Origin of the sequence: Vibrio sp. 10N.247.310.24 (assembly GCF_041467175.1) — a bacterium.
Lineage (GTDB): Bacteria > Pseudomonadota > Gammaproteobacteria > Enterobacterales > Vibrionaceae > Vibrio > Vibrio tasmaniensis_A.
Map to the genome: position 1 here is coordinate 133,256 of NZ_JBFSUD010000001.1, position 12,998 is coordinate 146,253.

12 protein-coding genes are annotated in these 12,998 nt (G+C 44.6%); 1 reads left to right on the forward strand and 11 read right to left on the reverse strand.

The annotated features are described in order from the left end of the window. Positions 1-91 precede the first annotated feature (91 nt). Positions 92-958 carry a GGDEF domain-containing protein gene (locus AB6E08_RS00550; protein WP_372065012.1) on the forward strand — a complete coding sequence of 289 codons (867 nt, stop codon included), beginning with the start codon at positions 92-94 and terminating at the stop codon, positions 956-958. Between the two features lie 131 nt (positions 959-1,089). On the opposite strand, the gene cobB is transcribed toward AB6E08_RS00550, so the two are convergent. The 11 genes from cobB to AB6E08_RS00605 all read right to left on the reverse strand — a co-directional run bounded on the left by cobB (position 1,090) and on the right by AB6E08_RS00605 (position 12,693). Beyond that, positions 1,090-1,824 carry a Sir2 family NAD+-dependent deacetylase gene (cobB, locus tag AB6E08_RS00555; protein WP_371707889.1) on the reverse strand — a complete coding sequence of 245 codons (735 nt, stop codon included), beginning with the start codon at positions 1,822-1,824 and terminating at the stop codon, positions 1,090-1,092. Positions 1,825-2,028: 204 nt separating this feature from the next. Next, positions 2,029-3,249: an ammonium transporter gene (locus AB6E08_RS00560; protein WP_102250109.1), complete on the reverse strand. Its 1,221-nt coding sequence runs from the start codon at positions 3,247-3,249 to the stop codon at positions 2,029-2,031. A 411-nt stretch (positions 3,250-3,660) separates the two neighbouring features. Then, complete coding sequence (locus tag AB6E08_RS00565; RefSeq protein WP_017059624.1) at positions 3,661-4,077, reverse strand: hypothetical protein; 417 nt, start codon at positions 4,075-4,077, stop codon at positions 3,661-3,663. Continuing rightward, a complete protein-coding gene (locus tag AB6E08_RS00570; RefSeq protein ID WP_102250110.1) occupies positions 4,061-5,134 on the reverse strand; it encodes a formate dehydrogenase subunit gamma in 1,074 nt (357 codons plus the stop codon). Before AB6E08_RS00570 ends, AB6E08_RS00565 begins: the two co-directional genes overlap by 17 nt. Before the next feature lie 13 nt (positions 5,135-5,147). Next, entirely contained in the window at positions 5,148-5,756 is a 609-nt protein-coding gene (gene fdh3B / locus AB6E08_RS00575; protein WP_004733723.1) for a formate dehydrogenase FDH3 subunit beta, read from the reverse strand. A gap of 11 nt (positions 5,757-5,767) precedes the next feature. Next, positions 5,768-8,623, reverse strand: coding sequence for a formate dehydrogenase subunit alpha (locus AB6E08_RS00580; protein ID WP_012603933.1), 2,856 nt, complete (start codon positions 8,621-8,623; stop codon positions 5,768-5,770). A gap of 10 nt (positions 8,624-8,633) precedes the next feature. Further along, positions 8,634-8,834, reverse strand: coding sequence for a twin-arginine translocation signal domain-containing protein (locus AB6E08_RS00585; protein WP_048610996.1), 201 nt, complete (start codon positions 8,832-8,834; stop codon positions 8,634-8,636). 76 nt (positions 8,835-8,910) lie between these two features. Continuing rightward, complete coding sequence (locus AB6E08_RS00590; RefSeq protein WP_029225439.1) at positions 8,911-9,579, reverse strand: molecular chaperone; 669 nt, start codon at positions 9,577-9,579, stop codon at positions 8,911-8,913. 9 nt (positions 9,580-9,588) lie between these two features. Next, positions 9,589-11,250: a 4Fe-4S dicluster domain-containing protein gene (locus AB6E08_RS00595; protein WP_372064942.1), complete on the reverse strand. Its 1,662-nt coding sequence runs from the start codon at positions 11,248-11,250 to the stop codon at positions 9,589-9,591. Between the two features lie 302 nt (positions 11,251-11,552). Next, entirely contained in the window at positions 11,553-12,239 is a 687-nt protein-coding gene (locus AB6E08_RS00600) for a DUF3306 domain-containing protein (RefSeq protein ID WP_372064939.1), read from the reverse strand. Then, entirely contained in the window at positions 12,229-12,693 is a 465-nt protein-coding gene (locus tag AB6E08_RS00605; RefSeq protein ID WP_372045553.1) for a DUF3305 domain-containing protein, read from the reverse strand. The genes AB6E08_RS00600 and AB6E08_RS00605 overlap by 11 nt, the downstream gene beginning before the upstream one ends. Between the last annotated feature and the right edge of the window lie 305 nt (positions 12,694-12,998).

The window sequence follows — 12,998 nt, forward strand, 5'->3', positions numbered from 1 at the left end:
AAATTTAATTGTTGCTAGTAAGTTAAATAAAGCGGCGTAAGCCGCTTTATTTTTATTCAGAAATTATATAGGATTGAACAAACAATACGAAGTGCGATTACATATGCAAGCAAACCCTATCCTGTTAGTTGTGACTTTTATGCTGTTAGCGTCACTGTTGATGCTTGGCTTGAGTTCATTTATTCATATTGATTCAAACTATGATTTGTTTTTCGAAACAAATACCCTCGTGATCACTATGTACATCTATTATGTTGCGCGTCATTCAATTCGTCCCCACAAAGTTCTTCGCTACGGCGCTCTATTACTCATTTTTAACCTATTTTATGACGTATCAACCGAGCTTAAACATCTTGATGAGTGGGCTGACCAAAATGAACTAATAGATACCTTCTTGGAAGACGGGTTGCTACAAATCGCATTTCTATTGATCGCTTACGGCATTACAGAATTAACTGGAAAAATCAAAGACCAAGGTAAACGCGACGAGCTTACTGGTTTGTATAATCGCAAGAAGTTTGACGCGATCAAACTTGCAGAGTTTGAGCTCATTTACTTCGACTTAGATGGACTAAAAGAGGCAAACGACCTTAAAGGCCACAAAGTTGGAGATTTAATGATTGTTCGTTTCTCTCAGGCTCTGAGGCAAACTGAATTGGAAGATGAAATGGTGTTTAGAGTGGGTGGTGATGAGTTTGTTGCAACGGCTCAACTCGGTCGTGGTGGTGAGTTTGTCAGCCAAGTCAATAATTTACTGCATGGTGAGAACATCAGTTTTTCTTACGGTATCGAAGTGACCAGCCGAGATAATTTTAAACAGGCATTGGTTGAATCCGATAAGGCGATGTACGAAATGAAAAAAGCTCAACGACCTGTTCAAAACTCTTGGTGCACGTCTTGTCCTAATCTAGAAACAAATTACCTGAATATAGAGACAACAAGGCAAACTGATGACTAGAGCCTCATCTGAATAAATGTCAGTTTGCCACTGATAAATGATAAATGATAAATGATAAATGATAAATGTTGCTGATAACGAGCTCTCAAGTTCCAACCTTAAGCGGGTCAATCAATTTATTGGCACAATGGTCAGGCCGTTAGAGACCCCTTCTCTGACAGCAATAGCTCACCGACTAGCTTAGGTACCTCGATACTCGCCTTACCGTAACGTTTCTCTTCAAATTCACTTTCAACCGCACTGGGTTCGAGGTTTATCTCGATCGTATGTGCTCCATGCATTTTAGCATCATGTACAAACCCTGCAGCAGGATAAACCACGCCTGATGTCCCGATAGAGATAAACAGGTCTGCTTCTTCGAGTGCAGAATAGATGTCACCCATTCTCAAAGGCATTTCGCCAAACCACACAATATGAGGACGCATTTGAGCTGGTATCTGGCAACAATGGCACAATTCACCAGTATGAATGTCGTCTTTGTGCTCTATAACTTGGTTTGACTCGCTACAACGTGCCTTAAGAAGCTCACCGTGCATGTGGATAATGTTGTTGCTACCGCCTCTCTCGTGCAGGTTGTCGATGTTCTGAGTGATGATGGTTACTTTGCCGTCGAGCTTATCTTCAAGCTCTCCTAGCGCCTTGTGGGCTGAATTTGGAAAGATACTTTCACTCTGTAATCCATGACGACGCTTGTTGTAAAACGCTTGTACAAGGTCAGGATCTTTTGCAAAACCTTCAGGTGTCGCAACATCCTCGATTTTATGGTTTTCCCATAATCCGTCTTGTGCTCGGAATGTTTGTATCCCCGACTCCGCAGAGATACCGGCGCCAGTAAGAATTACGATATTTCGGTATGGGAAATGCATATAACGTCCTTTTCAATATGTCACTTGGTAACAGCTTAGCACTGTTCAAATTCCAACAATAGTTTTAGGGATTAGACCATAGTCTTAGCCAACTGAATTCATTGGCTATTTGTGACATAACTCGCTTGATCTCTGCTATTCAGAAATGAAATAGGCACAAAAAAAGCGGCCGAAGCCGCTTGATGTTTATCTATTGAACCGTGATCAGTCTTCGTTGATTGATGAGATCTTATGGATAGAAAGATCCGCGCCATTAAACTCATCTTCTTCACTTAACCTTAGGCCAGTTACTTTGCTCAACACACCGTAGACAACCAATGCACCGATTAAAGCCACCGTAATGCCCGCTAGTGTACCAACCATCTGAGCAGTAAAGCTTACGCCCCCTAGCCCCCAGAATGCTTGCTGACCGAAGATACCCGCTGCAATGCCACCCCATGCACCACATACACCGTGCAGAGGCCACACACCTAGCACATCATCTATCTGTGTTTTGTTTTGCATGTAAGTAAACAAGTAAACGAACAATGCGCCAGCTACGCCGCCTGTTACCAGTGCGCCGAGTGGGTGCATTAAATCTGAGCCTGCGCAAATAGCGACGAGACCAGCTAAAGGACCATTGTGGATGAAGCCTGGGTCATTTTTACCTGCAATCAGAGCCGCAAGAATACCGCCAACCATTGCCATGAGTGAGTTCATTGCCACGAGACCGCTGATACCATTGATAGCTTGAGCTGACATCACGTTGAAGCCAAACCAACCCACACATAAGATCCAAGAACCTAGTGCTAAGAATGGGATGTTTGATGGTGCGAAGTTAGTGTGTTTGCCGGCGCGGACACGGCCTTTGCGCATGCCAAGGAAGTAAACCGCGACCAATGCAATCCAGCCGCCAACACCATGAACGACAACAGAGCCCGCGAAGTCATGGAAGCCATGACCGAATTGCGCCTCAAGCCAATCTTGGAAACCAAAATTACCGTTCCAGATGATGCCTTCAAAGAATGGATAAACAAAGCCTACGGTGAACAGTGTTGCGATGAGTATTGGATAGAAACGTGCACGTTCTGCAATACCACCGGATACAATCGCAGGGATTGCTGCGGCAAAGGTCATTAGGAAGAAAAACTTAACTAGCTCGTATCCATTCCCTTGCGATAGCGTTTCTGCGTCGGCAAAAAAGTGCGCGCCGTAAGCGACCCAATAACCGATAAAGAAGTAAGCAATGGCGGAGACTCCAAAGTCCGAGAGGATCTTAACCAACGCATTAACTTGGTTCTTCTTTCTAACTGTACCTACTTCCAAAAATGCAAAGCCTGCGTGCATTAAGAAGACCATGATGGCGCCTAATAATAAAAACAGAGTATCCGAACTCTGCGTCAAGCTCTGTACTGCGCTATGAACTTGGTTAACCGTTTGACTCATTAAAGCTCTCTCCCTTAGCTTTGTCTCAATTGCACTAGAACCGTGCGAATTGATGTCGTAATTAATTAAAGACTCAACAGTAAACGCAAGATGCGTTCCAACTTGGTTACGCAAAAAACGTGCAACAGAGTTTGGTTTTAAGTTATTGATTCTTTGTGGTTAATTTCTTAGGTGCACTTTATTGGTTCTCAGAGAGAGAAAACATTCGATAACTGATTGCACCAATTGTGGGAATTGCACCATATTGATGCGGTCAATATAAGGCATTAGATCAGTTACCTAGCGCCCAAACGACAAAAAGCCCAGTGAAATGAATCACAGGGCTTTTAAGGTCTTTCGCTGATTACAGTTAACTCATCGCAAAGGAGCTATTATCGAGTTTGGTAACCCGAACGGCTTACATATAAACGCTTAAAGGTTTGGACCTGTTGTCGGGTTTTGCGGTAGGTTTTGACTTAAACGCTGCATGCCTTGATACATACGAATAAACCACACCACAATCGCCACACCACCAAATAACATGCCCACATATGGAATGTAGTAAGCGATGTCATCGATAATGTGGTTTTGATACCAGTAATCGTTCACACCGATCAACACGCCATTAGAGGTCGCTACCGTGACGATAAGCACAACAAAGAACGTCAGGTTCAAGAAGAAAGAGCGAATCAAGCCGTAATAATGCGTATCCACTACTTCGCCGTCTTCCCCTTTATCTAAACGATAGCCTGCGTAGATAATCGCGACCACACCAGAGAGAAGACAAGTAAAGGGTGTAAAGCAGCTTAGGATGTAAGCGACCCAAATACCTTTATGAGGTTTGTTCATTCTTATTCACCTCTTCGGTTTTCTCTATTGCTACGTTTGCGCTTTGTTCAGCGCCGCTATTCTCTTGTTCCATCACTTCTTTGTACCAAAGGTCATGGTGCTCTTTAGCCCAAGTTTCATCGACTTCGCCTGTTACCATACCTTCTAGAGCGCCTTCCATACCGAACAGGCCGATGTAGATGTGGAACACAAAGCCACAGATAAGGATTAAAGCAGCCAACATATGGACTAGGTTTGAAAGCTCCATATCTCGACGGGTTTGACCGAAGATTGGAAAGTCCAAAACCAAGCCACTGATCGCAGCGACACTACCCATAACGATAAGCAGCCAAAATAGCGCTTTTTCCCCCGCGTTCGAAAACTCTGCAGATGGATGAGAACCTTTGTGTTTCCCTACCATGCCGCCTAGTTTGATGAACCACTGGATATCGACCATTTTGAAGATCGACTTACGCCACCACTTGATAAGAACAGCCATCAACAACACATAGAAAATCGGGCCGATGTAGTTGTGGTATTGCTTGGCCAGTAGAACGATGAAGCCCCATAAATCGGTTGGGATATAAGGTTTCAAGAAGTGTTTACCGTAAACCAACATCAAACCACTGAAAGCCAGTGTTAAGAAGGTAAACGCCATGCTCCAGTGCAATGCACGATCCAGTCGCGACCAACGTTTGATCTTACGACCCGTTCTTGGTGCACTCAGCATTAATGGGCCAATCACAACGTACATTAAAGTAACGAAAGCAATACTGCCAAAGATAGCGACAGCACCGGCTGGTGACATCCACTTCTCTTTCAATATGTACCACGTTTGACCCGGAGTACTGATCAACACACCATGCTCAGCTGATTGAGATGTGGTGTAACCTTCCTTACCGTTTCTTACTTGTCGCCAAAAATCAGCGCCAGCAAGTTGTGTGATTTCTCTTTCAGTAGAGCTCGATTGAGTTTGTGATGAGTTCGTCTCAGATGCATGACTCAAAGGAGACAGCATTGTTAGTGCTGCCAACATCGGCAGCACAACAAGGAAGAGACGCTTAAACATTGTAAGCATATGTCTCTCCTAACTAGCTCTTCATCGCATCGTAAGAAAGGTCGTTGCCGTCTGTCCAGCCTGCACCCTTCGCACCACGCTCAACAACACGCTGACGGAATACATCAGAGACTTTCTCTGCATCACCCGCTAGTAGTGCTTTGGTCGAACATAAAGAAGCACACATTGGTAGCTTGCCTTCAGCAATACGGTTCGCACCGTACTTCTGACGCTCTTCCACAGAACCAGGTTCTGTTTCAGGGCCGCCAGCACAGAAGGTACACTTGTCCATTTTACCGCGCTCACCAAAGGCTTCCTGTTTAGGGAATTGAGGTGCGCCAAACGGACAAGCAAACAAGCAGTAACCACAACCGATACACAGATCTTTATTGTGAAGTACGATGCCGTCTTCTGTATGTTCAAAACAGTCTGCTGGGCAAACTGCCATACAAGGGGCATCAGTACAGTGCATACATGCGACTGAGATAGAGTTTTCACCCGGTTCGCCATCGTTCAGTGTGACAACGCGGCGACGTTGAATACCCCATTCCAGAGCATCATCATTTTCGTTCTTACATGCAGTGACACAACCATTACATTCGATACAACGTTTGGTGTCACAAAGAAATTTCATTCTAGCCATTTTAAGACTCCTTACGCTTTACGAATATTACAAAGGGTTACTTTCGTTTCCTGCATCAACGTGACAGGGTCGTAACCATATGTGGTTGCTGTATTGGCAGCTTCGCCAATAACGTAAGGATCAGAGCCTTCTGGGTATTTAGAACGTAAGTCTTCACCTTCAAACTTACCACCGAAGTGGAACGGCAAGAACGCTAAACCCGGTTTAACACGACGAGTAACCATCGCTTTCACCTTGATGCGGCCTTTCTCAGCACCTTCAACCCAAACATCATCGCCATCTTTGAAGCCAATGTCGTTTGCGTCTTTCGGGTTCACTTCAACAAACATCTCTTGTTGAAGTTCAGCTAGCCATGGGTTTGAACGTGTTTCTTCACCACCACCTTCGTACTCAACCAGACGACCAGAAGTCAGAATGATTGGGTATTCAGCAGACTTGTCTTGGTCTTGAATTGATTTGTACAACGTAGGAACACGGAAGATTGCTTCCTTGTCATCCCATGTTGGGTAGTCAGCAACTAGGTCACGACGTGGTGTGTAAAGTGGTTCACGGTGCAGTGGTACGCGGTCTGGGAATGTCCAAACAATCGCACGCGCTTTCGCATTACCAAAAGGAATACAACCGTGCTTGATAGCCACACGCTGGATGCCACCAGAAACGTCAGTCTTCCAGTTTTTGCCTTCAGCAGAGGCTTTTTCTTCTGCTGTTAGGTCGTCCCACCACCCCAGTTGTTTCAGCAGTTTGTCACTGAACTCTGGGTAACCATCTTTGATTTCGCTGCCTTTTGAGTAGCTGTCTTCAGCCAATAGGCTTTGACCTTCAAATTCGACACCGAAACGAGTACGGAAGTTACCGCCGCCCTCAGCAACAGGTTTAGACGTATCGTAAAGGATATGCGTACCTGGGTGTTTCATCTCTGGGTTGCCCCAGCATGGCCAAGGAAGACCGTAAGTCTCGCCATTCGCTGGGCCGCCTTCTGCAGCAAGCGTTGTTTTGTGGAACGTGTGCCAGTTTTGTTGGTGTTCTTTCAAACGTTCTGGGCTTTGACCTGTATAGCCGATCGTCCACATACCTTTGTTGAATTCACGAGTGATGTCTTCAATCAATGGTTGGTTGTTCTCAACACGGATGTTTTTGAACAGTTGATCAGAGAAACCAAGCTTCTTAGAAAGAAGGTACATGATTTCATGATCAGGCTTAGATTCGAACAGAGGATCAACAACCTTGTCGCGCCACTGTAGAGAACGGTTTGATGCCGTTACACTGCCGTAGGTTTCAAATTGAGTGGTTGCTGGAAGCAAGTAAACGCCATCTGTGCGATCGTTCATTACTGCTGCAACTGTTGGATATGGATCAACGATAACCATCATATCCAGCTTCTGCATTGCCTTCTTCATCTCTGGACCACGAGTCTGAGAGTTCACCGCGTGACCCCAGTAGAACATGGCACGGATGTTTTCGCGCTGACGAATCTTGTCTTTGTCTTCAAGTACGCCATCAACCCAACGAGAGACAGGAATACCTGCACTGTTCATTGGTTTTTGACCACCGTATGCGTTGTCGTCGAAACGTCCTTTCACCCAGTCAAAGTCGATGTCCCAAACTTTAGACCAATGGCGCCAAGAACCTTCAGACAAGCCGTAGTAACCCGGTAGTGTGTCTGATAGTACGCCAAGGTCAGTTGCGCCTTGTACGTTATCGTGACCACGGAAAATGTTTGCACCGCCACCTGATTTACCGATGTTACCTAGCGCAAGCTCAAGTACACAGTAAGCACGTGTGTTGTTATTACCTGTAGTATGTTGAGTACCACCCATACACCAAACGATACAACCCGGACGGTTTTCAGAAAGCAGTTTTGCTGTGTGGTAAACGTCTTCTTCGCTTACGCCAGTAACACGCTCAACTTCAGCAGGGCTCCACTTCGCAACTTCTTCACGGATCTCGTCCATGCCGAATACACGTTGGCGGATGAATTCTTGGTCTTCCCATTTGTTAGCAAAGACATGCCATAACACACCCCAGATAAACGCAACGTCTGAACCTGGGCGAAGAGAAACATAGTGATCAGATTTCGCAGCAGTACGCGTACGACGAGGATCCGCAACAACGATCTTACAGTTGTTCTTCTCTTTCGCGATTAAGATGTGTTGCATCGCTACTGGGTGAGCTTCTGCTGGGTTTGAACCAATGAACAGCATCGATTTACAGTTGTGCATGTCATTGAACGAGTTTGTCATTGCACCGTAACCCCAAGTGTTTGCAACACCGGCTACTGTGGTTGAGTGACAAATACGCGCTTGGTGGTCAACGTTGTTGGTGCCCCAAAGCGACGCCATCTTACGGAATGCGTAAGCTTGCTCGTTGCTGTGTTTTGCACTACCTAGGAAGTAAACCGAATCAGGGCCTGACTCTTTACGAAGTTCTAGCGCTTTGTTACCGATCTCTTCAATCGCTTGTTCCCAAGAAAGCTTCTTCCACTTACCGCCTTCCAATTTCATTGGGTACTTAAGACGACGTTCACCGTGGCCGTGTTCACGCAGAGCTGCACCTTTCGCACAGTGTCCACCAGCGTTGAATGGGTGATCGAATGCAGGCTCTTGACCTGTCCAAACACCGTTTTGAACTTCAGCGTAGATACCACAACCCACAGAACAGTGAGAACAGATAGTACGTTTCACTTCTGTTTTCGCTTCAGGGTCGACTGATTTAGCCTGCGCCTTTTTCATCATACCCGGTGCGAATAGACTTGCGCCTACTACCGCACCACCAGCGGCTAATGAAGTGTTTTTCATGAAGGCACGTCGAGACACACCCAGTTGATTGGTTTCTTTGCTCACACTATCGGAGCGTTTGACAAGTTTCATCCGTTATCTCCTAAAGTGTGTCGTAGTAATCGCGAATGTGTTGCGTTTCACGATAGCCAGTCTTCTTCATGTCTTCTTTCGGCATTTCAACCGTTTCTGAAGCTGTTGCCACTTTCGTTGTTCCAGCGACAACCGCACCAGCAACGGCTGCAGTCGTTAAGCCTTTGAGTAAGTCCCTACGGCTTGAGTTTATTTCTTTATTATCTTTCATCATTGCTTCCTTACCTTACGGTAGATCTTTTTGGAGGCTTCATGCCCCTCTATCGATATAATCGCGTACTGCTCGATTACTCGTAATCAGTGACGTTTTTCACATCAATCTTTAATTTGTGTTTACTGCTTTTTGTATTCACGCTGAAACGAACCTGCTCCAACGTTAAGAATGCTTCACATAGCTGTGCTGCTGATTTGTAGAAGTTCGCACTTTCTGCACTTTCAAGCTGACGTGTAAAAGAGTTAAACCAAGGCCCGATATGTTTATTGAAAACGGCTTGTTGTAGCGCGTCTTCTTCATCGGTTAGCATCGCCATTACTTCACAAAGAGCCGCGATATGATCTTCAGGCTCTTTAACCTGCTCATCACGTTCAATGCCAAGCAATTCAAGATCGTGACGGATCTCAGCTAATGGTTTTTCCATCATCGATCCTGTTCTGTGCCAAGATCCAAATGGAACAATCTCCCCACGACCAATGCCAATGAAAAGATTCTGATATTCATCTTCTAGTGCTTCGCGGTTTGATTCAGTTGCTGCTTGTTGAATCGCAATCCAAGCCTTTTGCATCGCACTTTCAGACGCTTCAATGTCTAGTGTCTTTAGAAAGTCGATCACCTCTTCAGAAGGTGCGCTACGAAACAATGCAGAAAGAACCAGATAGATTTCAGTTCTTAGTGTCTGTTCTTGCTTTAATTCTTTTGCGAGCTCAGGCTCTTGTGCCTGATCCAAATTAGTATCCAAGGCCAACTCCTAGTATTTCAATTGTTTCAATGGGTCTTGAGCCATTGAATCGAACATGTCTACCACACGGCAGTCTTCACACATCGCAATACGATTAATTGCTGTCTCATCTGAGAAATGAGAGTGACCGCGTAACTTATTTTGTAACATGTCAATCATAGACTGCGGTGCGAATGGTTTATGACAACGTAAACATTCCGCTGCTTTCTCTTCATGAATCACAACAGCCTTCTGACGTTCTTCTTTCACCCAATTCATACGAGGAGTCAGAGTCAGAACATTCTCAGGACATGCCTTTTCACACAGACCACATTGAATACAGTCTTGTTCTACAAACTTAAGTGATGGAGAGGCACCATCGGTATGCAGAGCACGTGTCGGACACACAGCCACACAGCTCATACACAAAGTACAATCTTTGCTTTCACACGAAACCGTGCCGTATGGCGCATTCGAAGGGAGCTCTACAATGTTTTCAACAGGAATACGAGATGAAGACATCGCGTCAAGTGCTGTGAATAGACGTTGACGTTTATTGCCTTGAAGATCGCCAAGTGCAAGATCGAACGAATCAACACACAGTGTTGGAGGCCCTTCACGTAGAGATTCTAAATACAGGATATCGATGGTTTCTTTTGGAACACCGATTTGGTCTAGTAACTCTTGAGCGATCCCTACTTCGTTATTTAGGACACGAATGATCGTCTCTGGCATAAAGCGAGAAGCAGCAAACAGAACCTGAGTTGCGCCATTCACTAACGCTGCAAACCAAGTATCAATACCAATAGAAGGCAATTCTTCAACAACGATTGGAATCACGTTATCTGGTAGCGCTTTAAGAGCCATCACGTTGTAAGTTTCATGACGTGAGCTACAGATAAGCACGATAGGATCCAGGCCGCCCTCTTGCTCATAGTTAGCTAGCGTACGTTCAATGAATTTTTGGGTATCGTCAGGATTTGGAAGCGCATAGGTAATCGCTTCTGTAGGACAGCTTGTTGCACAAGTCCCAACGCCCTGACATAGGTAAGGGTTAATCTCGATCTTGTGACCTGTCTTGTCTGAGCCTTCACTTGATAGCGCGCCAGCAGGACAAGCATCAACACAACGCTCACAGCCTTTTACGCCACGAGAACTGTGTGCACAAAGGTCAGTGTCTAGACGGAAAAACTTAGGCTTATCAAAAGTACCCATTAGCGTTGGAATCTCTTCCAGTGCTTCCGCCAGTTTTGGATAGCCTCGCCCTACTGGGTAATAACCAGGAACAGGTACTTCTTCAGTCATGCAACTATTCAGACATAGGTCTAGAACAACATCGAAACAATCGTGATTAATGGCGACTTTCGCTAGGTTGCTTGATGTGCCTTTACTCTCAATCACGACTTCAAACGTGCCGAGGAAACCCGATACTTGAACCGAATTTGCGAAGTACAGTTCTGGGTTTGTGCCCTTTTCGCCGTCTGTTGACAATAAGGTTAAGCTCGTTAATTGAGGTAATTGCGCCGCAGCACTTTCAATGATCGCAGTTGGACCAATAACAAGTGTATTACCGCCGCTTTCGTAGCTAACAGTAGGTGGAATCAGATTTGTTAACTCTACTGTATTTTCAAATGCATACAGTCTTGCTTTAGCGTTATTTGAAGTTGCTTGTTCTAATAATTGTTTAAGCATTGCTCAGTTCCATCTATGGACATGGATAATCTGTTCAACCTTCATTGTAGTAAGCGATAGAGAACTTGCTGAGTAATCCGTTAACAACTAACTCTTTAGCTAGTGTGCCATTCGTTAGACCCTGAACTCGTCTATCTACAAAAAAGTTGATAATGAACGTTATTTAGCAAATGCCATGCCAGTTTAATAATTCTTATATATCAGTGCTTTAATGCTTTGTGGCGTTTATTGTACGTATAAAAAAACCGCTTGGGACATTTTGTCGCAAGCGGTTCATTGAGTGTTTAGTCAAAATGTACCTATTATTTGTGTGGTATATTTTGTCCCATCTCTGTCAGGTCAGCTTCGTCTGACATTGTAGCGTCATTATCTGGTACTGTGTTTTTATACAGTTCTTTTTCTTCCCCCGCAATTTCGTCACTTTCACTGAATTCTGACTCGGTCTCTTCGGCTTCATTAATAGAGTCATCAACCTCATCAATCAAAGTTTCTTCTTCATTATCAGCGGCTTGTTCAGGTTCGTTTACTGTGTCTTCTTCTGTCTTGTCTTTTACCCAATCGCGAAGAGTTTCTGCAACTCCTTCAGACAGAGACTTCAAATTGCTGTAATCGTCGTCGTAATCATCTAAACCATCACGAACGTTGAACTCTTCTGAGAGGAATAGTTTACGCAATGCGGCTTTTTTTACGCTTTCTGAAGCTTCTGATACCAATAATTGAGCAACAGACAAGTCTTCAGTGGCTTCTGGTGCGGGATCTTGAACGTCAGCAACATGAACGTCTTCATTGGTTTCTGAAGCTTCACTTTCTAAAGACTGAGGCGCTGCTGCTTCTATTTCAGACGAAAAATCAGCAGGCGAAATCTCAGAAGATGAAGAATCAGAAGAAGTGAGTTCTGGTGCTTCCAGTGTTTGCTCTACTTCCAAAGGTTCGTCAGTGGATCCATCAAGCTTTCGTTGAGACCAACGGCTAAAGAAGTTAGTTGCCATTTGCTCTTCCCGCGCCTTTGCGTTTCTTACGTCTTGTTTCTAATAACTCGCCATGACGACCGATGAACGCTTCCATCCAAGCCTGTACGGGCAAAGGAATGTCGTAGGAAAGTACTTGGTTGTCACCGTCCATGTATTGCCCTGCAACGGTTTGTGAGGCAGTAAGTAACTGAATGACGGGCTTAACATCAGAATCGACATTATCCATTACTAAGAAAAGCTTTGGTTGTTGGGAGCTTAAATTGAAACGGTAGTCAGTACGTTCGTCTTTGTGTAACTGAAGTAAACAAACGTCTTGGGCGTCATCTTCTGGTGACAGTTCAAACCCCTTCAATTCCCATTGAGTGGTTACCCAGATACCTGTTTTGATCTCTTTCTCTATTCTTTGGACACCGATTGGCCAAGCTGCTTCTGTTTTTTCATATTGTTCTTTGAATTCTTTTATCTCAGACATACTTCACCCAATTGATTTTCTCTGGTCTGAATGTGCTTAGGACATTTTGTACTTAGCTCAATCCTATAAGCGCTATCAAGCAATAAACACGCCAATACACGTTAACTTTTACCATCTTACATGATGGCTTTCGTTATTGAGTCGTATCTATAACGGTAGTCGATACACGTAAATTCGAACAACTCCACTCGGTGAACTCTCATATTTTGCGCTATTTTAATCAAATGCTTCATGTTTTCCTGAATCCCCGTTATTTTGGAATAAGATTTGCTTTAAGCATGAGTTAAAGAATCGATGAACAAGAT